This window comes from Pseudomonas sp. EB271-G4-1 (assembly GCF_058791355.1).
Genome location: NZ_JBYTEO010000013.1, coordinates 90,789 through 115,913, shown reverse-complemented (window position 1 = coordinate 115,913; position 25,125 = coordinate 90,789). Strand labels below are relative to the sequence as shown.

The window sequence follows — 25,125 nt, the reverse complement described above, 5'->3', positions numbered from 1 at the left end:
CACCGAGTGGTGGGGCAAAGCCTTTTGGTTCCTTTTTGGCGTTTGAAAAAGGGACTCGCCGTAAGGGCGAAACCATAAGCCGACGTTACCGCAGCAACGGATATCCCCCCAATCCAATTCTCAAATACATCCCAGCGGGCACTTTCGATCAGACGGTTGCGAGTCTGGCGATCCCGGCCTATGGTCCAGACACAACAATTTCAAGACCGGTGCGATGATTCGCCGCCGTCTTCTTGTCCATCCATGGTGCTAGCGCAACGAGGTGACGACATGCCCCAAGACTCCCGCCCCGCCGTACTCGAACTGATCGGCAACACGCCCCTGGTGCGCGTCAGCCGTTTCGATACCGGCCCGTGCACGCTGTTTCTCAAGCTCGAATCCCAGAACCCCGGCGGTTCGATCAAGGACCGCATCGGCCTTGCCATGATCGACGCCGCCGAACGCGACGGCCGCCTGCGACCCGGTGGCACCATCGTCGAAGCCACGGCCGGCAACACCGGCCTCGGCCTGGCACTGGTCGGCCGCGCCAAGGGTTATCGGGTGGTGCTGGTGGTGCCGGACAAGATGTCCACCGAGAAGGTCCTGCACCTCAAGGCCATGGGCGCCGAGGTGCATATCACCCGTTCCGATGTCGGCAAGGGCCATCCGGAGTACTACCAGGACGTTGCCGGACGCCTGGCCAGTGAAATCCCCGACGCCTTCTTCGCCGACCAGTTCAACAACCCGGCCAACCCACTGGCCCATGAGTGCAGTACCGCACCGGAGATCTGGGCGCAAACCCAGCATGATGTCGATGCCATCGTGGTCGGCGTGGGTTCAGCCGGCACGCTGACCGGGCTGACCCGGTTCTTCAGCCGTGTGCAACCGGAACTGGAAATGGTCCTGGCCGACCCGGTCGGCTCGGTGATGGCCGAATACAGCCGCAGCGGCACCCTTGGCACGCCGGGCTCCTGGGCCGTCGAAGGCATCGGCGAAGACTTCATTCCGTCGATTGCCGACCTGTCCAGCGTGCGCCACGCCTATTCGATCAGCGACGAGGAAAGCTTCGATCATGCCCGCCAGTTGCTGCGCGCCGAGGGCATTCTCGGCGGTTCGTCGACCGGCACCCTGTTGGCGGCGGCATTACGCTACTGCCGCGAGCAGACCCAACCGAAACGGGTGGTCAGCTTCGTCTGCGACACCGGTACGCGTTACTTGTCGAAGGTCTATAACGACCAGTGGATGAACGATCAGGGGCTGCTGAAAAGCAAGCAGTACGGCGACCTGCGCGACCTGATCGCGCGGCGCTTCGAGGACGGCCGGGTGATCAGCGTCGGCCCCGACGACACCCTGCTCACCGCGTTCCAGCGCATGCGCCTGGCGGATGTGTCGCAACTGCCGGTGCTGGTGAGCGGCAAGCAACTGGTCGGTGTGATCGACGAGTCCGACATCCTGCTGGGCGTGCATGAAGACGCTACGCACTTTCGCAAGACCGTCTCCAGCGCCATGACCGACAAATTGCAAACCCTGGCACCCGACGCCTCACTGGCGGATCTGGAGGCGGAACTGGGCCGTGGACTGGTGGCGATTATCCAGGATGCCTCAGGTTTTCATGGCCTGATCACCCGAACCGACATGCTCAATCACCTGCGGAGATCCCTGACATGAGTCAGCACGATGAAAATGCCCCGCCACGGGGCTTCGCCACCCGCGTGATCCATGCGGGGCAAACGCCGGACCCGTCGACCGGCGCGCTGATGCCGCCGATCTACGCCAACTCCACCTATCTGCAGCAGAGCCCTGGCGTGCACAAGGGGCTGGACTACGGGCGTTCGCACAATCCGACGCGCTGGGCGCTGGAACGCTGCGTGGCGGACCTCGAAGGCGGCACCCGGGGCTTTGCCTTCGCCTCGGGCCTGGCGACCATTTCCACGGTGCTGGAACTGCTCGACGCCGGCTCGCACATCGTCTCCGGAAATGACCTGTACGGCGGCACCTTCCGCCTGTTCGACAAGGTGCGCCAGCGCAGTGCCGGGCATCGCTTCAGCTTTGTCGACCTGACCGACCTCGCCGCCTTCGAGGCCGCCTTGCAGGACGACACACGCATGGTCATGGTCGAGACGCCGAGCAACCCCCTGCTGCGCCTCACCGACCTTGCCACCATCGCCCGCACCTGCCGCGACCGCGGCATCATCTGCGTGGCGGACAACACCTTTGCCAGCCCGTGGATACAACGCCCGCTGGAACTGGGCTTCGACATCGTGCTGCATTCGACCACCAAGTATCTCAATGGCCACTCCGACGTCATTGGCGGCATCGCCGTGGTCGGGCAGAACGCCGAGCTGGCCGAGCGCCTGGGCTTCCTGCAGAACGCGGTGGGCGCCATCGCCGGACCATTCGACGCCTTCCTCACCCTGCGCGGGGTCAAGACCCTGGCGTTGCGCATGGAGCGCCACTGCAGCAATGCGCTGGATCTGGCGCAATGGCTGGAACGTCAACCACAAGTCGCCCGCGTCTATTACCCCGGCCTGCCCTCGCACCCGCAACATGAGCTGGCGCGGCAGCAGATGCGCGGCTACGGCGGGATGATTTCCGTCGACTTGAACACTGACCTGGCCGGCTCCCGGCGCTTCCTGGAAAACGTGCACATTTTTGCCCTGGCTGAAAGCCTGGGCGGCGTGGAAAGCCTGATCGAACACCCGGCGATCATGACCCACGCGACCATCCCGGTGGAAACCCGCGCGCAGTTGGGCATCGGCGATGCGCTGGTGCGGTTGTCCGTGGGGGTTGAGGATATCGAAGACTTGCGTGCAGACTTGGCGCAGGCGTTAACCCGGATTTAAGGGGTATACAAATCTTGTAGGAGCCAGGCTTGCCGGCGAAGAACGATAACGCGGTGCGACAGATACACCGCGGCGTCTGGTTCGCCGGCAAGCCTGGCTCCTACGGTGGTACCCATTATTGGTCTAAATTTTTGCGGATAATCGACACATGTCCAACCTCGACACCTCCCTGCAAGACGCCGCCGCGCCCGATGGCGTGTGCTACGGCTGCGGCAGCAGCAACCCCCACGGGCTGCACATCAAGAGCTACTGGCATGAGGACGGCGTGCATGTCATGGCCGAGCACGTGCCCGATGCCAAATACTGCGGCTGGCCGGACCTGGTCTACGGCGGACTGATCGCCATGTTGGTCGACTGCCACTCCAACTGGGCGGTCATGGCTTATCACTACCGCGCGGAAAACCGCGAAGTGGCCAGCCTGCCGCGCATCAATTGCGTCACCGGCAACCTCGGCATCAAGTTCATCAAGCCGACGCCCATGGGCATCCCGCTCACTCTGCGGGCGCGGGTGGAAGGTGAAGTCGGACGCAAGACGCGGGTCATCTGCGAAGTCTTTGCCGGGGATGTGCTGACCGCGGTGGGCGACTCCATCTTCGTACGGGTCGATACCGCGCAACTGGCAGACACCGCGCACGGGCGGTAGGTGTTTATTGCCGCAGATCCCTGTGGAAGCCGCCAGCACTCGAAAAATGAGCGATACCCGCTAATCTCCATTTGCCGTTTTTCAACACAGGAGTTTGGCCATGAAGCTCAGACATTCACTGGCGGCGCTGTTGATTTGCGCCAGCCTGCTCGGCTGTGCCACCTCATCCAGGCAGAGTGTGTCGGTCACCCTGGATCCTACTCGGCAGAACACCGGTCAGATCGGCAATGTCACGTTGTCCGAGTGGGACCAACAAACTGGGCTGAGTTTCTTCATCAGTGGTGTACCAAGCGGTGCCGCCCTGCCCCTGCGTCTCTACAGCTTCATCAACAAGGGCAGCTGCCAGCAACCCGGCCCCGTCGCGTACGCCATGAATGACAAGGTCAACACCGAACGCCAGCCGATTCGCGGCTGGTCGTTTTCCAGAAGCGTCCCTGTGGCCCTGCCTGTCTTGCTGTCCGGTGACTATCACATCGTCGTGCGAACCGCAGCGACAGACGGCAACGTCGATATTTTCTGTGGGAACATCAAGCAACAAGGTCCGGCGAAGTAGGCGCTCGCACCTGCGGGCCTCACACCGGCGAAATCGTTGCGAGCACGCCGATCAGAATGGTCAACACCAGAAAACCACCGAGGAAAATCGCCATCTTGCCCATAGAGCCTCCAACATTTCGAAAGTGCGGTGCACCGCGGCTACCGCTGCGCAACTTGCCGTCATTGTGGGGCTCGAACTGATTGCATTACAGCGTCAGAAAGCGCTGAAAAATACGGATCAGATGATACAGATGGAACCAATGACCTGTAGGAGCGAGCACGCTCCGGGCGGCGTTCCGACGATGGTCGTCAACGATTACGCGGGAAGCCTGACACCCCGCGGCGATCTCAGGTTCATCGCGAGCATGCTCGCTCCTACAGTTACAGGGATTTATTGCAGGGGTTACAAAAAAGCCCACTGGCCATCCCTGGCTCAGTGGGCTTTTTGATCAAGCGCTCAGTTACAGCGCCATGTCCGCCGCAGCATTCTCTTTCGGTGCCTTGGCTTTTTCAGCCTCGACAGCCGGAGCCACAGCCTGGCCGATCGCAGGTGGTGGAGTCAGTTCCAGCACCTTGGCGGTGTAGGCCCATTCCTCGGCAACCTTTTCAGGGCTGGCGTTGAGCTGGGTGCCGTAGCTCGGCACGATTTGATGCAGTTTTTCCTGCCAGGCCGGGGTCGCGACCTTGTCCTTGAACACTTTCTGCAGCACGGTCAGCATGATCGGTGCGGCGGTCGAAGCGCCTGGGGACGCGCCCAGCAGGCCGGCGATGGTGCCGTCTTGCGAAGCGACGATTTCGGTGCCCAGTTTCAGTACGCCACCGGCAGCTTCATCACGCTTGATGATCTGCACGCGCTGGCCGGCTTGCCACAGGCGCCAGTCCTCGGCCTTGGCATTCGGGAAGTATTCCTTCAGGGCGTTGAGGCGGTCTTCGTCCGACAGCATCAGTTGACCGGCAAGGTACTCGACCAGCGGGTATTCCTTGATGCCGACCTTGGTCATTGGCCACACGTTATGCGTGGTGGTGGTGGTCAGCAGGTCCAGGTACGAACCCTCTTTCAGGAACTTGGTACTGAAGGTCGCGAATGGGCCAAACAGGATCACGCGCTTGCCATCCAGCACGCGGGTATCCAGGTGCGGAACCGACATCGGCGGTGCGCCAACCGAAGCCTTGCCGTAGGCCTTGGCCAGGTGTTGTTCGGCGATGGTCGGGTTCTCGGTCACCAGGAACGAGCCGCCCACCGGGAAGCCTGCGTATTCCTTGGCTTCAGGAATGCCGGACTTCTGCAGCAGGTGCAGGGCACCGCCGCCAGCGCCGATGAACACGAACTTGGCGTCGGTTTCGGATTTGCTGCCGTCTTTCAGGTTTTTGTAGCTGACGCGCCAGCTGCCGTCGGCGTTCTTGCTGATGTCCTGCACTTCACTGGACAGTTTCAGGTCGAATTTCGGCGTGGTCTGCAGGTGTGCAACGAACTGGCGGGTGATTTCGCCAAAGTTCACGTCGGTACCGATCGGAGACCAGGTGGCCGCGATTTTCTGGTTCGGGTCACGCCCTTCCATCATCAGCGGGACCCACTTCTTGATCACGGCCGGGTCTTCGGAGTACTGCATGCCGGCGAAGAGCGGGCTTGCCTGCAGGGCTTCGTAGCGCTTTTTCAGGAACTTGATGTTGTCATCGCCCCACACGAAGCTCATGTGCGGTGTGGAGTTGATGAACGAACGCGGGTTCTTCAGCACGCCTTGCTGGACCTGCCAGGCCCAGAACTGACGGGAGATCTGGAACGCTTCGTTGATTTCAACGGCCTTGGGAATCGAGACGTTGCCTTTCTCGTCTTCCGGGGTGTAGTTCAACTCGGCCAAGGCAGAGTGACCGGTACCGGCGTTGTTCCAGCCGTTGGAGCTTTCCTGGGCGACGCCGTCGAGGCGCTCGATCATTTCCATCGAGGTGCCGGGTTCCAGCTCATTGAGCCACACACCGAGGGTTGCGCTCATGATGCCGCCGCCGATCAACAGCACGTCGACTTTCTTGGCTTCTTCGGCCTGGGCTGTCGTCATCCCCAACGACAAGGCCAGCCCCAGCAGGGCCGTGTTCACTTTCTTAAACATCTGTAGCACCTATGATAAAACGCCATCCGCCCTTCCAACTGCGATCGCAGGCCGCTTGTCTCACGGCATTCAGGCAAGTCTGCCGCGGGTTCTCGTACATAACGGCTGCACATGACGGCTGGAAGGTGGGCACACAAGGCCGATTGACTGCATCGACCCCAGTTATATGTCCCTACTGAACTGACTTTTTATCTTTTTTGGCTTCAGCTACTTGAGCGACAGTGATTCTGCTCGCCCGCCTCAAGGGCAGGAAAACTGAATAGATCAAACCAAGTTGTTGCGAAGAATATCACGACAAGCCCAGCCCGCGCGTGATGGATGTAGGTGGCGACTATACTCACTGGTCATCAGTTGAGCATGTGGGAGCCGCCATGAGCGACAAAGACGATCTGCGCAAATATTCCTCCCAGGTAATCGACGGCGTGGAGGCTGCCCCCGCCCGTGCCATGCTGCGTGCCGTGGGCTTTACCGACGAAGACTTCAAGAAACCACAGATCGGCATCGCCTCCACCTGGGCGATGGTCACGCCGTGCAACATGCACATCGACAAACTCGCGATCGAAGCGGAAAAAGGCGCGAATGCCGCCGGCGCCAAGGGCGTCATTTTCAACACCATCACCATTTCCGACGGCATCGCCAATGGCACCGAAGGCATGAAATATTCACTGGTGTCCCGCGAGGTGATAGCCGACTCCATCGAGGTGGTGGTCGGTTGCGAAGGCTTCGACGGGCTGGTGACCGTGGGGGGTTGCGACAAGAACATGCCAGGCTGCCTGATCGGCATGGCGCGGCTCAACCGCCCTTCGATCTTCGTCTATGGCGGCACCATCCGCCCGGGCGCCGGCCACACCGACATCATTTCCGTGTTCGAAGCCGTGGGCCAGCACGCGCGCGGTGACATCAGCGAGATCCAGGTCAAGCAGATCGAGGAAGTGGCAATTCCCGGCCCCGGCTCCTGTGGCGGCATGTACACCGCCAACACCATGGCCTCGGCCATCGAGGCGCTGGGCATGAGCCTGCCCGGTTCGAGCTCCCAGGACGCCGTTGGCGGCGACAAGGCCTCGGACAGTTTCCGCGCCGGCCAGCAAGTGATGGAATTGCTCAAGCTGGACCTCAAGCCCCGGGACATCATGACCCGCAAGGCCTTCGAAAACGCCATTCGCGTGGTGATCGCCCTCGCCGGCTCGACCAACGCCGTGCTGCATCTGTTGGCCATGGCCAATGCCGTGGATGTCGAACTGACCCTGGATGACTTCGTCGAGCTGGGCAAGATTTCGCCGGTGGTGGCCGACCTGCGCCCCAGTGGCAAATACATGATGAGCGAGCTGGTGGCCATTGGCGGCATCCAGCCCTTGATGAAGCGCATGCTCGCCGCTGGCATGCTGCACGGCGATGTGATGACCGTGACCGGCAAGACCCTGGCGGAAAACCTCGAAAACGTGCCCGACTACCCCGCTGGCCAGGACGTGATCCTGCCTTTCGATCAGCCGATCAAGAAGGACTCGCACCTGGTGATCCTGCACGGCAACCTCGCGCCCACCGGTGCCGTGGCCAAGATCACCGGCAAGGAAGGCCTGCGCTTCGAAGGCACGGCCCGTGTGTACCACGGCGAGGAAGGCGCCCTGGCCGGCATCCTCAACGGCGAAGTGCAGGCGGGCGATGTGATCGTGATTCGCTACGAAGGGCCCAAGGGCGGGCCGGGCATGCGCGAAATGCTCTCGCCGACATCGGCGGTGATGGGCAAGGGTTTGGGCAAGGATGTGGCGCTGATCACCGACGGGCGTTTTTCCGGTGGCTCCCATGGTTTCGTGGTGGGGCATATCACACCCGAAGCGTTTGAAGGCGGCCCGATCGCGTTGATCGAAGATGGCGACCGGATCACCATCGATGCGCAAACCCGGCAGATCACCGTTGATGTGTCCGATACTCAACTGGCCGAGCGCAAGAGCCGTTGGGTACGGCCGGAATCGAAGTACAAGCGCGGGGTGCTGGCCAAGTATGCGAAGACCGTGTCGAGTGCTTCGGAGGGGGCGGTGACTGACAAGTACCTTTGAAACCTGGATTTGTGTTGTCTGATCTACCGCCTTCGCGAGCAGGCTCGCTCCCACATTTTCTAATGCATTCCATTGTGGGAGCGAGCCTGCTCGCGAAGGGGCCCTTAAAGGCAGTGCAAAATGAAAGGATGTATCAAAGGCGGAAGCGATCCACCGACTGCGACAGTTGCCCCGCCAGCGAAGACAACTCATCCGTCGTCAAAGCCGTCTGCCCGATCACCTTGCTGTTGCCTTCGGACATGCCGGCAATCATCTCCACCTGATGGGCGATTTCATTGCTGGCCAGGCTCTGCTCGCCGATGGTGCGGCTGATGTCGTTGACCAGTTGCGTAGTGCTAAGCGTGGCCTCGAGGATTTCGCGGATGGCACGCTCGACGTCGGCGGTCACGGCCATGCCCTTGTCGACCTGGGACACGCCCTCCTCCATGCTGATCACCGCTTCGCGGGTGCTTTGCTGGATGCGCGAGACCATGGCGGCGATTTCCTGGGTCGAAGCGCTGGTGCGGCCCGCCAGGCTGCGCACTTCATCGGCCACCACGGCAAAACCACGGCCCTGCTCCCCAGCGCGGGCGGCTTCGATGGCGGCGTTGAGCGCCAGCAGGTTGGTCTGGTCGGCGATGCCCTTGATCACCTGGATGATGCTGAAAATCCCTTCGGATTCCTTGTCCAGCGTGCGGATCACCTGTGCCGACTGCTGCGCCGAACGGGCGATGCCGTCCATGTCGCTGACCACCTGATGGATCACCCGCCCACCATCCTTGGCCAGCGCCTCGGCCTGGTTGGCCATGTCCAGCGCCCTTCCGGCATGCCGGGTGATTTCCTCGATGCTCGCGGTCATTTCGCTGGCAGCGGCGGCCATGGTGCTGGCGGCGGCGCTTTGTTGCTGGCTGCTGCCGGCCACTTCGTGGCAACCCTCGCTCAGGCGTGTGCTCATGCCGTTGACACCATGGGCGTTGCTGCGTACTGCTTCGATCATGTCGCGCAAATCACGCTGCATGGTCGCCAGGCTGCGAATCAGGGTGCTGGCTTCGTCCTTGCGCTCGGGTACTGCAATCGTTTCGCTCAGGTTGCCATGGGCGATGCGTTCGGCGATGCGACTGGCCGTTTGCAAGGGGTTCATGATGCTCAGGATCACCCAGCGTCCCTGGACGAGCAGCAACAACAGGCTGGCGAAAAGCACGGCGCCGAGGGCCAGGTTGGCGCTGCCGAGCGCTTGACGGGTCCCTGCACCGGTCTGTTGGGTGTTGTTTTCGATCAGCTCGCTGAGGGCCGCCATCTGGTCTTCCAGTTGGCTGAACACGCTGTTGAAGGCGCCCAGTTCTTTCTGCGCGGCCTCGGGGTTTTCCAGGGCGATGCCAACAATGCGCTCAGCCGCAGCGATGTAGGTGTCGAGGCTGGGCTTGATCTTGTTCAACGCGTCTTTGAGGGTGGCATTGACCGCCAGGTTCAGGTTGTCGCCGAGCACTTCGCGAAAGTGTGCCGCGTGCTCTTCGATGGACGTGCGCACTTCGGCCTTGCTGCTGGTACTTTTACCCAGCCCGACCAACATCGCGGACAACACGTCGGCACGTAGCGCGTCGTGCATCATGTCGGCTTCCATGTGGTTGCGCAGCACGGTCATGCCAACCTCGTTTTCCTGCACCGCATCCGCCATCCGGGCAGTCCCCAGGTAACCGACCAGGCCCATGATCAACGCGGTGAGCAACCCCGTCCCTATCAGCAGCAGCAAACGCAGTTTTATGGACACTCTGTGGTTCCTCTTTCTGGCACGTATGTCGATGGGCAAAACGGCCATCGCGAATGGCGTTTCAAGAGGTTATCGACGGGTCGCTGCGCGAATTGAAGGCTATCCCCACTGATTTCTGTTTTTGCGACATGCGGTAGGTAAAGCGGCTTTTTCTGCCGTATGTCGCAGTGAAACCAACAGCAGGCTCACCCATGCGCCAGCGACGGCGAGCGCCATGTCCTTTTGAGAATCCCAGGGGTCGTTTTGCGCGCCGACAAAGGCTTTTGCCGTGTCGTCGCCCAAGTAAGCCCCGCCAATCCATTCCACCAGTTCGTAGACGGCCGAGGTCGACAAAATGATGTTCAAGGCCATGAAGAACAGCCAGCGCCCGCGCAACGGTGTCAGCTGCAGCAGCACTTCGCGGATTGGCCAGGCCATCATTAGCCCGTAGCTCAAATGAACCAGCCGGTCGTAATGGTTACGCTGCAGGCCAAAGCTCTTGTCGAAGCTGACGCCGGTCAAGGCCGAACACCAACGATCGTAAGGCACCAGGGAATAGGTGTAATGGGCGCCTAGTTCATGAATGCACAAGAACACGAATACCAGCGTAAGGGAGGCCGCCGACAGGCGAAACTGGCGATAGAACACCACCAACGTCCCCACCAGCAGCAGCGCCAGCAGGTTTTCCAGCGCCCAATCCACCCGGCTACGTGGGGAATAGCCCAGCGCAATGACGACCAGCATGAACAGAATCAACAGCGTCAATTCGTATCGCGGATGTTCCCTGGGCTGCATCATGTGAGTTCCTCGACACCCGTGAATTCAAGATCCATAGGGACTTTTAACTTCGAGAGGAACCCTCGCCGCAGTTCGCTTTTTTCCTTTGACTCATGCTAGGTTGTACGATGACCGATGAGCAGCATTACCCGGTCGCTCCGATCACTCATAACAACAAGGAACCCTCATGAAAAAAGCAAAGGTGCTGATTGGTTTTCTGTGCCTGTTCTGCGGCTACGTCGCAGCCAGCCCGGCGGCCGCGGACAAGGACGTGGCAAAAGCCGTCGATCACTTGACCCAGGCAATGCTGCATAAGGACATTGCCGAGCTGAATGCGTTGACGGCCGAAAACCTCAGCTACGGCCATTCCAGCGGCAAAATCCAGGACAAGCAACAATTCATCGCCGATATCGAAACCGGCAAAAGCGCCTTCAAGACCCTTGAGATGCAGAACCAGACCATCACCGTCTCCGGCGATGTGGCGTTGGTTCGCCACCACTTTTCGGCCCAGGCTCTCAAGGGCTCCGAGGTGGTCCCGACGGAAATCGAGAACTTCCAGATCTGGCAGAAACAAAGCGGAAAATGGCTACTGGTAGGACGACAGGCGTTCAAGTTCTGATGTGGGGGTGACCCCGGAAAAAGGGGACGAATGGGCGTCTACCCGCCGATCCGTCCCCTTGGGTGTTGCGCTGGTGCCGACCCTGGTTTCAGTGCCCGCGAATGTAATGCTCGAACTGCCGAATCAGGTCGGCCTGCTCGATAATGGCTTGCTTGACCAGATCGCCGATCGACAGCAAACCGATCAGCTCGCCGTTTTCCACCACCGGCAGATGCCGCAAATGGCTGTCAGTCATGACCGCCATGCAATGCTCGATGCTCTGTTGGCTGTCGGCCGTGACCACCGGCGAGCTCATGATCGCCCGGACCGGCGTGCCCACTGACGAACGCCCCAGCAGCACCACCTTGCGCGCATAGTCACGCTCGCTGATCACCCCGACGACCTGGCCCTTTTCGATCACCGGCAACGCGCCCACGTTCTTTTCGGCCATTTTCTGCACGGCCTCCAACACCATGGCGTCGGGTGCGATGCTGTGCACCTGCTGATTTTCCACGACCTTGAGCTTGAGCAACTGTGCGGCTGTCTTCATGTTCGTCTCCTGATGTAAATGGCCTGCAACGTCAGGCCACTCCGACTTCCACCAACCCTTCGTTCAACCGCACTGGCCAGACCCGCAAGCGCTGTTGCGGGTACTCCAGGCAACTGCCATCCTCAAGACGAAAATGCTGCTTGTAGATCGGCGAGGCAACGACCAGGTCGCCCTTGATGCTGCCGACCAGTCCGCGGCCGATGACATTGGCCCCCGATTGCGGGTCGTGGTTGTCGATGGCATAGAGTTGTTTACCTTCCATGCCCGGCAGGTAGAACAGCGCCACCTGGGCACCGTCCAGCCACACCACCACACCGGAGTCATTGACCAGGTCCTGCTGGCTGCACACCGATTGCCAGACGACAGACGCAGGGGCTTCAACGCGTAGGGTATTGGACGGGTTCATCAGACACTCTCCTCGGTAACAGGGATCAGGTTGAGTTCAGCCGCCATGATCGGCCGGCGCTGGCCGCGCTCCTGGACAAAGTGGATGTCCGGATCCGGGCGTTTATCGTTGACGAAGGTCCGGAAGCGCTTGAGCTTTTCCGGGTCCTTGAGGGCATTGGCCCACTCGCATTCGTAGCGATTGACCACCAGTTGCATCTGCGACTCGAGCTCGGCGCCCAGGCCCAGGCTGTCGTGGATGATCACGTCCTTGAGGTAATCCAGGCCGCCTTCCAGGCTTTCGCGCCAGACCGAGGTGCGCTGCAGCTTGTCGGCGGTACGGATGTAGAACATCAGGAAGCGGTCGATGTAGCGGATCAGGGTCGCGTCATCGAGGTCGGTGGCGAACAGCTCGGCATGGCGCGGGCGCATGCCGCCGTTACCGGCGATGTAGAGGTTCCACCCCTTCTCGGTGGCGATCACGCCGACGTCCTTGCTTTGCGCCTCGGCGCACTCACGGGTGCAACCGGACACCGCGAACTTGAGCTTGTGCGGCGAACGCAGGCCCTTGTAGCGATCCTCAATGGTCAGTGCCATTTGCACGCTGTCCTGCACGCCATAGCGGCACCAGGTGCTGCCGACACAGGACTTCACCGTGCGAGTCGACTTGCCGTAGGCGTGACCGGTTTCGAAGCCCGCTTCAATCAGTTCGCCCCAGATGTCCGGCAACTGGTGCAACTGGGCGCCGAACAGGTCGATGCGCTGGCCGCCGGTAATCTTGGTGTAGAGGTCATACTTTTTCGCCACCACGCCGATGGCAATCAGCTTGTCGGCAGTAATCTCGCCACCGGGAATGCGTGGCACGACCGAATAGGTGCCGTTCTTCTGCATGTTGGCCATGAAGGTGTCGTTGGTGTCCTGCAGCGGCACCAGCGACGGGTCCATGATCGGCTGGTTCCAGCACGACGCCAGGATCGAGCCCACCGCCGGCTTGCACACGTCGCAACCGGTGTGGCCACGGCCATGCTTGGCCAGCAATTCTTCGAAGCTGATCACCCCTTCTACCCGTACCAGCGCATACAGCTCCTGGCGAGTGTAGGCGAAGTGTTCGCACAGGCTCTTGTCGACGCTGACCCCACGGGCAATCAGCTCATGTTCGAAGACTTGCTTGAGCAACCCGGCGCAACCGCCGCAGCCGGTGCAGGCCTTGGTCTGCGACTTGAGCAGGCCAAGGTCGGTGCAACCGCCGTCGATGGCCGAGCAGATGGCGCCCTTGGTCACGTTGTGGCACGAGCAAACCGTGGCCGTTTCCGGCAAGGCGCCAGGCCCCAGGGTTGGTGCACCTTCGGACGACGGCAGGATCAACGCGGCGGGTTCGGCCGGCAAGGCGATCGCGTTCTGCATGTATTGCAACAGCGTGTCGTAATAGCTGTTGTCGCCGATCAGCACTGCACCGAGCACGTGTTTGCCGCTGGCATCCACCACCAGGCGGCGATAGCTGGCCGTGGTTTCGTCGATGAACTGATAGCTGCGCGCGCCAGGCGTATTGGCGTGGGCGTCGCCGATGGAGCCAACGTCGACGCCCAGCAGCTTGAGCTTGGTCGACATGTCGGCACCCTGGAACGGCTCGGCGGCATCGTCACACAGGCGCGCGGCGACACTGCGGGCCATCTGGTAACCCGGCGCGACCAGGCCGAACAGGCTGCCGTTCCAGGACGCGCATTCACCGATGGCGTAGATGTTCGGGTCACAGCTCAGGCAGGTGTCATCGATCACCACGCCACCGCGCGGGCCGATCTCCAGCGCGCATTGCCGGGCCAGCGCATCCTGGGCGCGGATACCGGCGGAGAACACGATCAGGTCGGTTTCGAGGAATTCGTCGTTGGCGAAGTTCATCCGGTAGCGGTACTGCTCGCCAGCGCTGATCGATTGCGTGGCGCGGGACAGGTGCACGCCGACGCCAAGGCGCTCGATCTGCGCCTTGAGCGCCAGGCCACCCAGATCATCCAGTTGCACCGGCATCAGGCGCGGGGCAAATTCCACCACGTGCGCTTCGAGCCCCAGGCTTTTCAGGGCGTTGGCGGCTTCAAGGCCCAGCAAGCCACCGCCGACCACCACACCGCGCCGGGCATTGGCCGCCGCGGCACGAATGGCATCGAGGTCTTCCAGGGTGCGATAGACCAGGCGCGAATCGCCTTCGGCGCCTTCGATCGGCGGCACGAACGGATAGGAGCCGGTGGCCAGGACCAGCTTGTCGTAGGCCACGCAACCTTGAGCGGTGATCACCTGGCGCCGGGCGCGGTCGATTTCCAGCACCGGTATCCCCAGGTGCAACGTGACGCCTTGGGTCTCGTACAGCGCCGCGTCACTGAGTGCCAGCGACTCGGCGTCGCGACCGGAAAAGTACTCGGACAGATGCACGCGGTCGTAGGCACGCATTGGTTCTTCGCTGAAGACATGCAGCCGATAGCGGTCAAGGGCGCCACGTTCGATCAACTGCTCGACACAATGATGCCCGACCATGCCATTGCCGATCACGACCAGCGTTTGCTGTTTGTTCAAAGTGGCTACATTGGAATTCATAAACGACACCTGCCCTAAGCCCATCACGGTGAAAAAAAGCAAAAAAAAACGCCTGAAACCTTGCGGTTCCAGGCGTCTTTGCCTGTTCTTTTGCGGTGTTGAAAACCAGACGGCCATGCCTGATCCACCGATGTTGCCCACGACCTGTGCGGCCAGTCGATCGTCGTTGACCGAGAGGGCTGCCCATCTTTTTCAGAGGGGCTTGATGGGGTTTATGCAGGGTTTGTGCCAGCCGAACGCAAGAAGACATCATGGTGGTGCAGACGTGAGTGTTTAGTCCTTGCTGGCCGCCAGATTGGCAGGTTTTTGGCGAAATGAATGGTGCTGCCAGTGGTAAATGTCGCAGAGAAAAATGCATCGGCAACCCGCTTCGCACTGGTGCACGCTTTCGGTCACCGCGCTTTAAAAGTGCGCAAAACCTGTAGGAGCGAGCATGCTCGCGATGAACCTGAGAGCGCCGAGGGGTGTCAGGTGCCCAGCGGCCGCCTCGTCGTTGCGTTGGCTTTTGATTTTCTTACCCCCTCACGCCATGAGCCTGTCCGTCAACCTGTGACGATTGCCATCGGCGCTTCTACCAACGTTGATCCATGATGCGTCGAAGCCTGTGGGCGATGTTGTTGGAGTACATATCCATTGCTGCGGTAACGGCCGCTTATGGTTTCGCCCTTACGGCGACTCCCTTTTTCAAACGCCAAAAAGGAAGCAAAAGGCTTTGCCCCACCACTCGGTGCCTCGCTGGGGCTCGGCATGCCCTCTCTCCGGCATTGCTCCGTGGGTCGCCGCGATGGGCCATCCCTGGCCCAGCGCGGCTAAACCGGCGTCCTGCCGGTTTCCCCACTGCGCAATGCCTGCGTTCGGCCATCGTGGTTAACGGGGCACCCAGATCAAAAGCCAAAGCGAGGCGGCCTGACAGCCGACCTGATTTCAAGTGAGCACGTACCCCTGTAGGAGCGAGCCTGCTCGCGATGGACGTCAACGATAACCCGCCCTGTCTGGATGAACGCGCCGCCTGGAAGTCCATCGCCAGCAGGCTGGCTCCCACAATGGGATCGCGGACAGACCTGCAATCAGGTCGGCTGTCAGGCCGCCTCGCTTTTGCGTTTGATCTTGATCTGGCTTTTGATTTTCTTGCCCCCTCGAGAGGCCGAGTGGAGGTTCTGCGCAGTGGGTAAACCGGCATGGATGCCGGTTTAGCCGCGCTGGGCCAAGGATGGCCCATCGCGGCGACCCACGGAGCAGGACCGGAGCGAGGGTATGCCGAGCCCTAGCGAGGCACCGAACGCCAGGGGCAAGAGCCCTTGGTTACTTGGGGCCGGGCGGCGTTCCGTTCTTCCAAGTGACTCGCTGTAAGAGCGAAACCCTAGGTGGCCGTTACCGCAGGAATGGATATGTACTCCGTCAACAAACAATAGGTCGGCTGTCAGGACGCCTTCGCTGGCAAACCAGCTCCCACAGTGGGTCGGGCCCGTAAGCGGGGTAGTTTTCAGCGTCAGCAACACCGCGTATTACATTTCCCGCGCCCAAAACGGGCGTCCTGACGCTCACGGAAAAACGCCTCGTAGGTCATCACCGGCTCGCCCGGATGGCTGATCGCCCTCTGTGCGACATAGTTGTCGTAATCGGGAACGCCCACCATCAAACGCGCGCTCTGGCTAAGGAAACTGGCGGCTTGCTGCAATTTGCGGATCATGGCAGTGCTCTCGATGAGATTTGGACAGCCCGATATAACCCCACTGATGTATCTGCAATGTGTCCGCTTCCCGGCCAATTGTATTTTCATGTATTCAAGCCCCCGCGACCTTTTGGCGCATGACCGGCTGGCCATCGATTGACCGCCAACGGGCAACAGTTTGTTAACATCCCTGCGCTTTTTTTCGCCTGATCCGTCAGGCACTGTGTTTTCTCTGTTGCACACAGGAAGCTTTTTTCCATGAGTACGTTGTATTCCCGCCGCACAGTCCTGCAAGGCATGAGCCTGTTGAGCCTCGGCCTGCTCGCCGGCTGCGATGACAGCAGCAAGCTGTCGTTCAAATACGGCAAGGACCTGAGCGACAAGATCATGGGCCGCTCCTTCAAGCTCAAGGACACCGAGGGCGAAACCCGGATGCTCGGCAGCTACCAGGGCATGATGCCGATGATCTTCTTCGGCTTCACCCAATGCCCGGCGGTCTGCCCGACCACGCTGGCCCGCGCCGCCCAGGCGAAAAAACTGATGGGCCGCGATGGCGAGCGCCTGCAAGTGATCTTCATCACCCTGGACCCTGAGCGCGATACACCCGAGTTGCTCGACAAATACGTAAAGGCCTTCGACCCGAGTTTCGAGGCGCTGTACGGCACCCTGGAAGAAACCGCCGCCACCGCCAAGGAGTTCGGCGTATTCTTCGAGAAAGTCCCAAGCGGCGATACCTACACCCTGTCCCATACCGCGACCAGCTTCGTGTTCGACTCCCGTGGCAATTTGCGCCTCGGCCTGTCCGCGTCCCTTACCGCTCAAGAGTGCGCAGAAGACCTGCTCACCGTCATGGAGGTTTGCTGATGACTTCGTTTTGCGCACCACGTATCAAGCAGCTTGTACTGGGAATGGCCCTGATCGGCATGGCGTGGCAGGTGTCCGCGCAAACCCGGGTCAGCGATGCCTGGGTCAGGGCGACGGTGGCCGGTCAGCCTTCGAGCGGCGCCTTCATGACCTTGCAGGCCGACAGCGACAGCAAGCTGCTCAGCGTGCAATCGCCCGTGGCGAAGACGGTGCAGGTTCACCAGTCGAGCATGAAGGACGATGTGATGAGCATGCAGCAGGTCGAGTCCGTGGCATTGCCGGCCGGCAAGCCGGTGAGCTTCGATCCCCATGGCTACCACGTCATGCTCATGGACCTGACGGGCCAGATCAAGGAAGGCGATAGCGTGCCACTGACCCTGACCGTGGAAAACGCCAAGGGCGAGAAAGAAACGATCCAGGTGAACGCGCCGGCTAAGGCACTGAATACGATGGATCATGGCAATATGGATCACAGCAAGATGCATTGAGGGTCTGACGGCCTCCGCCATGGAGGCCGCTCTTTGATGGGAGGTGCGTACTGATGACGACGAACACCGAAACCGCCATCCTCGCTGGCGGCTGCTTCTGGGGCATGCAGGATTTGTTTCGACGCTACCCGGGGGTGATCTCCACGCGTGTCGGTTACTCGGGGGGCGATGTACCCAATGCCACCTATCGCAACCATGGCACCCACGCCGAAGCGATCGAAATCGTCTTCGACCCGGAGCAGATCAGCTATCGCCAGATCCTCGAGTTTTTCTTCCAGATCCATGACCCGAGCACCAGAAACCGCCAGGGCAATGACTTGGGGACGAGCTATCGTTCGGCACTATTTTACCTGGATGACGAGCAGAAACGCATCGCCGAAGACACCGTGGCCGACGTTGACGCCTCCGGCCTCTGGCCCGGCAAGGTGGTCACGGAAATAGCCCCCGCCGGGCCGTTCTGGGAAGCGGAGCCCGAGCATCAGGATTACCTCGAGCATTACCCCAACGGTTACACCTGCCACTTCATACGACCGAACTGGACACTGCCCAGACGTAAATAATGAATCAAGACAGATAACTGCGTTGTACGCAGACCCGTCGATCAATGGCCTGGCGCAACCGTTCACTGTGTTCATCCCACACTTGGGGATCGACTTTGGGTGAACGCATCAGCTCGAGCATGGCCGACAGTGCCGCCGTGTATTCGGCCTGGGCATCGTCGGCCATGATTTTCAAGCGCTCGTACTTGCTCATCTCCAGACGACGCAAGGCCAATACCGTTTCGTCAGTGATGACCGTGCTCAAGGTCAATTGTGCTCGATGGGGCGCGATGAACGGCTGGGTCTCCAGGAGAATCGCCCTGGCCCGCTGACCACCCCACTGCAGCGCCAGCGCAAACGGCTCGCGCAGGCTGCGGTCATGAAATTCTTCGCAAATCGATGAACCATTGGCGGCGTAGATCCCGATGAATACCTGGGTCATGCCCTGCAGGGTAATGCGCGCCTGGACCTCGATTTGCCTGCCGTCGCCCAGTACGTCTTCGTAGCTTTTGACGGGCAGGCGTTTATTGAGCCAAAGCCAGAATTGTGCGCCTCTATGTCGCATCCACTGCCCTCCCCGGACCGATTCCCGAGTAAGGCACAGGATGGTGCTGTTCGCCATGCCAGTGGTCGGCTGATGTGGCAAATAGCTATCAAGCCGACGTCGCCCTTGCCCGCCCCCTTTCAGCTGCCTTGTGGGAAGGAACTGAGCGGTGCCCGACAGCAATCGAAGACGCCTTGAAAGATTCCGCCTATCGGCTACAAATACTCCAGCTATTAGCCGTCTGCCCAAGGGCGGTCTAGCCTTATCTAACGCCGGTGCCGTCTGGCCGGTCGAGACCTGATAAGAAGATAAAGCGGGAGTCAGAAACCGACTAGGCATACCGTGGGTCTTCCCGTTGGCAATTCGCTTGCCAGTGCCGGAGATGCCCATTTGGCCACGATGATCAGTTGATCGACTTGCTGGGCCAACAGCCTGAGTCATTGATTTCACTCACCGCCATCGTGCCCGAAACGGAACGATGGCTGAATGAACACGACCAAAGGTAGCTCACAGATGGGAACTGAAACGAAATGCCCGTTCAATCATGCCGCTGGTGGTGGCACCACGAACCGCGATTGGTGGCCGAACCAGCTGAATCTGAAGATCCTGCACCAGCACTCGTCCCTGTCCTCCCCCGCGGACGAGGGCTTCAACTACGCCGAGGCGTTCAAGGCCCTGGATTTTGCCGCGCTCAAGCGTGACCTGACCGCGTTGATGACTGACTCTCAAGACTGGTGGCCTGCGGACTTCGGACATTACGGACCGCTGTTCGTGCGCATGTCCTGGCACGCCGCGGGCACCTACCGTACAGGCGATGGCCGAGGCGGCGCCGGCTCTGGCCAGCAACGCTTTGCGCCGCTCAACAGTTGGCCCGACAACGTCAGCCTGGACAAGGCCCGCCGCCTGCTGTGGCCGATCAAGCAAAAGTACGGCAACAACATTTCCTGGGCCGACCTGATCGTCCTGACCGGTAACGTCGCACTCGAAACCATGGGCTTCAAGACCTTCGGCTTTTCCGGTGGCCGGCCTGACGTCTGGGAACCGGACGAGGATGTCTACTGGGGCTCGGAAAACAAATGGCTGGGGGGCGACGTACGCTACGACAAGGCGCAAAAAGCCATGCAGGAGCCCGGCGAAGGCCCACTTGTCGCTGAGCCCGGGGAAAATGAGGAGAGCCGTACCGAGCAAGGACGCAATCTGGAGAACCCGCTGGCGGCCGTGCAAATGGGCCTGATCTATGTCAACCCGGAAGGTCCGGAAGGCAACCCGGACCCGGTAGCCGCCGGCAAGGATATCCGCGAGACGTTCGGCCGCATGGCCATGAATGACGAGGAAACCGTGGCGCTGATTGCCGGCGGTCACGCATTCGGCAAGACCCACGGCGCTGGCCCTGCCGACAATGTCGGTGCCGAACCCGAAGCCGCTGGCCTCGAAATGCAAGGGCTGGGCTGGAAGAACAGCTTTGGCACCGGCAAAGGCCCCGACACCATCACCAGTGGCCTGGAAGTGACCTGGACCACCACGCCGACAAAATGGAGCAACAACTTCCTGGAGAACGTATTCGGTTTCGAATGGGAACTGACCAAGAGCCCGGCAGGCGCCCATCAGTGGACGCCGAAGAACGGTGCTGGCGCCGGGATCATTCCTGACGCGCACGATCCAACCAAGCGTCGCAACCCGACCATGCTGACCACGGACCTGGCGCTGCGCTTCGACCCGATCTATGAGCCGATTGCACGGCGCTTTCTGCAGAACCCCGATCAACTGGCCGACGCGTTCGCCCGTGCCTGGTACAAGCTGCTGCACCGCGACATGGGCCCGCTCTCGCGCTACCTTGGCCCGGAAATGCCCAATGAAGAACTGCTGTGGCAGGACCCGATACCTGCAGTCGATCATCCGTTGGTAAACGACAGCGACGTCGCGGCCCTGAAAAGCGAACTGCTGGCCTCGGGTCTGTCGGTCTCGCAACTGGTCTCGACGGCCTGGGCCGCGGCGTCCAGCTTCCGCGGTTCGGACAAACGCGGCGGTGCCAATGGCGGGCGCTTGCGCCTGGCTCCACAAAAGTTCTGGCAGGCCAACCAGCCCGAGCAACTGGCGGGGATACTTTCAAAACTGGAGAGTATCCAGCAGGAATTCAACGCCGGTGGCAAGAAGATCTCCCTGGCCGACCTGATCGTGCTCGCCGGTTGTGCAGGCGTTGAACAGGCTGCTAAAAATGCCGGACACACGATCACGGTGCCTTTCTCGCCGGGGCGCACAGACGCTTCCCAGGAGCAGACCGATGTCGAATCCTTCGGTTTTCTCGAACCGATTGCCGATGGCTTCCGCAATTACCTCAAGGGGCGATACCGCGTATCGGCAGAGTCGCTGTTGATCGACAAGGCACAGTTGCTGACCCTCACAGCGCCGGAAATGACCGTGTTGATTGGCGGCATGCGCGTGCTCAACACCAACGTCGGGCAGACTTCCCACGGCGTCTTCACCACTCGGCCCGAGGCACTGACCACCGATTTCTTCACCAACCTGCTGGACATGGGCGTGGAGTGGAAACCGGTGTCGGACGCCCAGGAAGAGTTTGAAGCAAGCGATCGCAAGACCGGCCAGAAAAAGTGGACGGGGACGCGAGTCGACCTGGTCTTCGGCTCCAACTCGCAATTGCGCGCGCTGTCGGAGTTCTATGCCAGCAACGGCGAGGAAAAGTTCGTGAAGGACTTTGTGGCGGCCTGGACCAAGGTGATGAACCTGGACCGCTTCGACTTGAGGTGAGCAGCCCCGTAGGGTGAGTTGACGAGCGCGCAGCCTTGACTGCGCGCTCGACGGGCACTCAGTGGGGTGCGCGATGGATGGTCTTGAGCAGGTCTTCGGGGCTGATGTGCCCGACGACCTGCTGCACACTGCCCGGTTGCGGCAGATCGAGGATATGCCCCTTCATCTTGCCGATCACGTGCATCTCGCACGGCTTGCAGTCGAATTTCAACGTCAGCACTTCGTCGCCGTGGATCAACTGCATCGGGGCGACCTTGGTGCGCACGCCCGTCACGCCCTTGGCCTGCTTGGGGCACAGGTTGAAGGAGAACCGCAGGCAGTGCTTGGTGATCATCACCGGGACTTCGCCGGTTTCTTCATGGGCCTCGTAGGCCGCATCGATCAGCTTGACCCCGTGACGGTGATAGAAGTCGCGGGCCTTCTGGTTGTAGACGTTGGCCAGGAACGACAGGTGCGACTCCGGATACACCGGCGGCGGGCTGGTCTCGGCCTTGCGGCCACCCCGTGGATGGGCCTGGATGCGTGCATCGGTCAACACCTCGATCACTTCGCGACGCAAGGCCTTGAGCTGCGAGTTGGGAATGAAGTACGCCCGCGGTGCATCCAGCTTGATGTCGGTGGCGTGGTATTCGGTGGTGCCCAATTGACCCAGCAGGTCATGCAGTTGCTCAAGGGCCTGCTGCGGCTTGTTGGCCACACCGAATGGCCCGTCCAGGGCAACGCTGGCGCTGACGCCCTCTTCGCTGGTGGCGGTCAGTTCCAGGCGTTCCTCGCGCAAGCGGGCGACCCAGGACAGACCGATCCGGCGCTCGGCCGAGGTTTTTTGCAGCGCTTGGGCCCAGTTGTGATCCAGGTTGCGACTCAGCGGGTGATTCGGGCGCAACTGGTGCAAGCCCTTGGGCATCTCGTTGGGCTCGACGCGGTAGCGATAGCGCTTCTCGCCGTCTTCTTCGAACTCGCCTTTAGCTTCTGCGATGTTGGTCCGCCAACCCACCACTTCACGCTTGACCAGTACGTTGAGGCCGTCACCGTTGGACAGCGGCTCGTGGGTGACCACCAGCAGATCGCGCTTGCCGACTTTTTCCACCACGCCCACGGGCAGGCCGGTGAAGGTCGGCGAGTCGAACGCGCCGATGTCGATCTTGCGTTCGCTGACGAAGTAGTCGGTACTGCCTCGGTGGAAGGTCTTGTCCGGATCGGGCAGGAAGAAATGCGCGGTGCGGCCGCTGGACGCGCGGGCCAGGTCCGGACGGTCTTCGAGCACGGCGTCCAGGCGCTGGCGGTAGTAGGCGGTGATGTTCTTCACGTAGCCCATGTCCTTGTAACGCCCTTCGATCTTGAACGAGCGCACGCCAGCTTCCACCAGTGCACGAATGTTGGCGCTCTGGTTGTTGTCCTTCATGGACAGCAGGTGTTTCTCGTAGGCGATCACCCCGCCCTTCTCGTCCTTGAGGGTGTACGGCAGGCGGCAGGCCTGGGAGCAGTCACCGCGGTTGGCGCTGCGGCCGGTCTGCGCGTGGGAAATATTGCACTGGCCGGAAAACGCCACGCACAACGCACCGTGGATAAAGAACTCGATCGCCGCCTCTGTTTCATCGGCAATGGCGCGGATCTCTTGCAGGTTCAGCTCGCGGGCCAGTACCAGTTGCGAAAAGCCGGCCTGGTCGAGGAACTTCGCCCGCTCCAGGGTACGGATATCGGTCTGGGTGCTGGCGTGCAGCTCGATCGGCGGGATGTCCAGCTCCATCACACCCAGGTCCTGGACGATCAGCGCGTCGACACCGGCGTCGTACAGTTGATGGATCAACTGGCGGGCCGGCTCCAGCTCGTTGTCGTGCAGGATCGTATTGATCGTGGTGAACACCCGGGCGTGGTAGCGATGGGCGAACTCCACCAGCGCGGCGATATCGCTCACCTCGTTGCAGGCGTTGTGGCGCGCGCCGAAACTCGGGCCACCGAGGTAAACGGCGTCGGCGCCATGCAGGATCGCCTCACGGGCGATGGCCACGTCACGGGCGGGGCTGAGCAATTCCAGGTGATGTTTGGGCAGGGACATATATTTTTTAGTCAGGCTGTCACGGTCGAGGCGCGCATTGTAGCGGTGAAATGAGCGCGGGGCACCCGTGTACTGCCAGGTGGCTCTCGGATGTACTTGATCTACTATGCCCTATTCTTCCGGTGTACATATCCATTCCTGCGGTAACGGCCACTTATGGTTTCGCTTTTACAGCGAGTCACTTGGAAAAACGGAACGCCGCCCGGCCTGTAGGAGCGAGCATGCTCGCGATAGTCGTCAACGATGACGCGGGGAGCCTGACTCCCCGTGGTGCCCTCAGGCTTTTCGCGAGCATGCTCGCTCCTACAGGGCCCGCCGCGATGGGCAGAACCGGAACGAAGCCTCTCGACGGGGCAAGAAAATCAAAAGCCAAAGCAACAGCAACAGCAACAGCAACAGCAACAGCAACAGCAACAGCAACAGCAAGGCGGCCTTAAAGCCGACCTGATTCCAGGTCTGTCCGCGATGTGATCGTTCCCACGCTCTGCGTGGGAATGCCGCCAGGGACGCTCCGCGTTCCACTGACGACGCAAGGCTTGAGTCCTGCGCACATGTGACGCGGAGCGTCACGGGATGCATTCCCACGCAGAGCGTGGGAACGATCATTGGGGGTAACCGGAAAAATCAGGTCGGCTTTAAGGCCGCCTCGCTTTGGCTTTTGATCTGGGTACCCCGTTAACCACGATGGCCGAACGCAGGCATTGCGCAGTGGGGAAACCGGCAGGACGCCGGTTTAGCCGCGCTGGGCCAGGGACGGCCCATCGCGGCGACCCACGGAGCAATGCCGGAGTGAGGGCATGCCGAGCCTAAGCGAGGCACCGAGTGGTGGGGCAAGACCTTTTGGTTCCTTTTGGGGCGTTTGCCAAAAGGGACTCGCCGTAAGGGCGAAACCATAGGTGGCCGTTACCGCAGCAATGGATATGTACCCAATTAAACCGCGTCATCGTTCTTCGCCGGCAAGCCTGGCTCCTACAGAGCGCGCGGGGGATCAGATCAGGCCTTCGCAGCCATCGCCGTAACTTCCACCCGCATGCCCTCAACCGCCAACGACGCCACGCCCACAGCCGCGCGCACGGGCCACGGCTTGGCGAAGAAGCGCTTGTAGACCTCGTTGAAGGCGGCGCGGTCGGCCATGTCGGTGAGGTAGATAGTCAAGTGCAATACGCGGTCCATGGAACTGCCGGCGCGCTCCAGGGCCACTTTCAGCGCCTGCAGGGTGCACTCGCTTTGCAGGGTGATATCGCCCAGTTCAAGGCTGCCATCGGCACGGGTCGGAATCTGGGTGGAGACCAGCATGCCGGCGAATCCGGCGACGTCGGAGGAGATGGAGTCCGCATCGGGATCGGGAACGAAGGTCAGGTCTTGGTTAGCCATGGGGGTCTCTTGTTTGAGGTGGTAAGGCGGCGGCGCAAGCATGTCA

The 25,125-nt window shown here is 61.0% G+C and carries 21 protein-coding genes; 11 read left to right on the top strand and 10 right to left on the bottom strand.

Features of this window, described 5'->3' with window-relative positions; genetic code table 11:
* From AC3WWR_RS09345 to AC3WWR_RS09325, 5 genes are all read left to right on the top strand, one after another.
* On the top strand, positions 1-218 hold a 218-nt coding region (locus AC3WWR_RS09345), incomplete at its 5' end, for a hypothetical protein (RefSeq protein WP_492598656.1).
* 52 nt (positions 219-270) lie between these two features.
* Positions 271-1,647, top strand: coding sequence for a pyridoxal-phosphate dependent enzyme (locus AC3WWR_RS09340; RefSeq protein WP_492598655.1), 1,377 nt, complete (start codon positions 271-273; stop codon positions 1,645-1,647).
* A complete protein-coding gene (locus tag AC3WWR_RS09335) occupies positions 1,644-2,822 on the top strand; it encodes a trans-sulfuration enzyme family protein (protein WP_432668278.1) in 1,179 nt (392 codons plus the stop codon). Before AC3WWR_RS09340 ends, AC3WWR_RS09335 begins: the two co-directional genes overlap by 4 nt.
* A 148-nt stretch (positions 2,823-2,970) precedes the next feature.
* Positions 2,971-3,465, top strand: a complete 495-nt coding sequence (locus tag AC3WWR_RS09330) for a PaaI family thioesterase (protein ID WP_020796353.1) — start codon at positions 2,971-2,973, stop codon at positions 3,463-3,465.
* A gap of 100 nt (positions 3,466-3,565) precedes the next feature.
* Positions 3,566-4,018, top strand: a complete 453-nt coding sequence (locus tag AC3WWR_RS09325) for a hypothetical protein (RefSeq protein WP_083349295.1) — start codon at positions 3,566-3,568, stop codon at positions 4,016-4,018.
* Between the two features lie 442 nt (positions 4,019-4,460).
* Here AC3WWR_RS09325 and mqo read toward each other — a convergent pair whose 3' ends face one another.
* Positions 4,461-6,104, bottom strand: coding sequence for a malate dehydrogenase (quinone) (gene mqo, locus AC3WWR_RS09320; RefSeq protein ID WP_020796356.1), 1,644 nt, complete (start codon positions 6,102-6,104; stop codon positions 4,461-4,463).
* 371 nt (positions 6,105-6,475) lie between these two features.
* Between mqo and ilvD the strand changes: the two genes are divergently transcribed.
* Positions 6,476-8,158: a dihydroxy-acid dehydratase gene (gene ilvD / locus AC3WWR_RS09315; protein ID WP_083349297.1), complete on the top strand. Its 1,683-nt coding sequence runs from the start codon at positions 6,476-6,478 to the stop codon at positions 8,156-8,158.
* 133 nt (positions 8,159-8,291) lie between these two features.
* Here the strand turns inward: ilvD and AC3WWR_RS09310 are convergent, their stop codons facing one another.
* On the bottom strand, positions 8,292-9,905 hold the full coding sequence (locus AC3WWR_RS09310; protein WP_492598654.1) for a methyl-accepting chemotaxis protein: 1,614 nt from the start codon (positions 9,903-9,905) through the stop codon (positions 8,292-8,294).
* A gap of 99 nt (positions 9,906-10,004) precedes the next feature.
* Positions 10,005-10,679 (bottom strand): DUF2238 domain-containing protein, encoded by a 675-nt coding sequence (locus AC3WWR_RS09305; protein WP_033043295.1) that lies wholly within the window; start codon positions 10,677-10,679, stop codon positions 10,005-10,007.
* A 169-nt stretch (positions 10,680-10,848) separates the two neighbouring features.
* On the opposite strand from AC3WWR_RS09305, the gene AC3WWR_RS09300 reads away from it, so the two are divergent.
* The gene (locus AC3WWR_RS09300) at positions 10,849-11,280 is read left to right on the top strand and encodes a nuclear transport factor 2 family protein (protein ID WP_020796360.1); all 432 of its coding nucleotides are present in this window, start codon (positions 10,849-10,851) and stop codon (positions 11,278-11,280) included.
* Between the two features lie 88 nt (positions 11,281-11,368).
* Here AC3WWR_RS09300 and AC3WWR_RS09295 read toward each other — a convergent pair whose 3' ends face one another.
* The 4 genes from AC3WWR_RS09295 to AC3WWR_RS09280 form a co-directional block, all read right to left on the bottom strand.
* Positions 11,369-11,809 (bottom strand): CBS domain-containing protein, encoded by a 441-nt coding sequence (locus AC3WWR_RS09295; protein WP_020796361.1) that lies wholly within the window; start codon positions 11,807-11,809, stop codon positions 11,369-11,371.
* A gap of 31 nt (positions 11,810-11,840) precedes the next feature.
* Positions 11,841-12,215: a nitrite reductase small subunit NirD gene (gene nirD / locus AC3WWR_RS09290; protein ID WP_020796362.1), complete on the bottom strand. Its 375-nt coding sequence runs from the start codon at positions 12,213-12,215 to the stop codon at positions 11,841-11,843.
* Positions 12,215-14,776: a nitrite reductase large subunit NirB gene (nirB, locus tag AC3WWR_RS09285; protein WP_033043294.1), complete on the bottom strand. Its 2,562-nt coding sequence runs from the start codon at positions 14,774-14,776 to the stop codon at positions 12,215-12,217. Before nirB ends, nirD begins: the two co-directional genes overlap by 1 nt.
* Before the next feature lie 1,489 nt (positions 14,777-16,265).
* Positions 16,266-16,466, bottom strand: coding sequence for a YbdD/YjiX family protein (locus AC3WWR_RS09280; protein WP_033044098.1), 201 nt, complete (start codon positions 16,464-16,466; stop codon positions 16,266-16,268).
* 240 nt (positions 16,467-16,706) lie between these two features.
* Between AC3WWR_RS09280 and AC3WWR_RS09275 the strand changes: the two genes are divergently transcribed.
* The 3 genes from AC3WWR_RS09275 to msrA are packed head-to-tail and all read left to right on the top strand — an operon-like array spanning position 16,707 to position 18,360.
* Positions 16,707-17,312 carry an SCO family protein gene (locus AC3WWR_RS09275; RefSeq protein WP_020800942.1) on the top strand — a complete coding sequence of 202 codons (606 nt, stop codon included), beginning with the start codon at positions 16,707-16,709 and terminating at the stop codon, positions 17,310-17,312.
* Positions 17,312-17,800 (top strand): copper chaperone PCu(A)C, encoded by a 489-nt coding sequence (locus tag AC3WWR_RS09270; protein WP_033044097.1) that lies wholly within the window; start codon positions 17,312-17,314, stop codon positions 17,798-17,800. The genes AC3WWR_RS09275 and AC3WWR_RS09270 overlap by 1 nt, the downstream gene beginning before the upstream one ends.
* 53 nt (positions 17,801-17,853) lie before the next feature.
* Positions 17,854-18,360 carry a peptide-methionine (S)-S-oxide reductase MsrA gene (gene msrA / locus AC3WWR_RS09265; RefSeq protein ID WP_033044096.1) on the top strand — a complete coding sequence of 169 codons (507 nt, stop codon included), beginning with the start codon at positions 17,854-17,856 and terminating at the stop codon, positions 18,358-18,360.
* A 4-nt stretch (positions 18,361-18,364) separates the two neighbouring features.
* On the opposite strand, the gene AC3WWR_RS09260 is transcribed toward msrA, so the two are convergent.
* A complete protein-coding gene (locus AC3WWR_RS09260) occupies positions 18,365-18,904 on the bottom strand; it encodes a hypothetical protein (protein ID WP_151142648.1) in 540 nt (179 codons plus the stop codon).
* A gap of 492 nt (positions 18,905-19,396) precedes the next feature.
* On the opposite strand from AC3WWR_RS09260, the gene katG reads away from it, so the two are divergent.
* Positions 19,397-21,649: a catalase/peroxidase HPI gene (gene katG, locus AC3WWR_RS09255; RefSeq protein ID WP_020800947.1), complete on the top strand. Its 2,253-nt coding sequence runs from the start codon at positions 19,397-19,399 to the stop codon at positions 21,647-21,649.
* Positions 21,650-21,707: 58 nt separating this feature from the next.
* On the opposite strand, the gene AC3WWR_RS09250 is transcribed toward katG, so the two are convergent.
* Together AC3WWR_RS09250 and AC3WWR_RS09245 are read right to left on the bottom strand one after the other, a co-directional pair.
* Positions 21,708-23,705 (bottom strand): peptidase U32 family protein, encoded by a 1,998-nt coding sequence (locus AC3WWR_RS09250; RefSeq protein ID WP_033044092.1) that lies wholly within the window; start codon positions 23,703-23,705, stop codon positions 21,708-21,710.
* A 993-nt stretch (positions 23,706-24,698) separates the two neighbouring features.
* Entirely contained in the window at positions 24,699-25,079 is a 381-nt protein-coding gene (locus AC3WWR_RS09245; protein ID WP_033044524.1) for a RidA family protein, read from the bottom strand.
* Positions 25,080-25,125 lie beyond the last annotated feature (46 nt).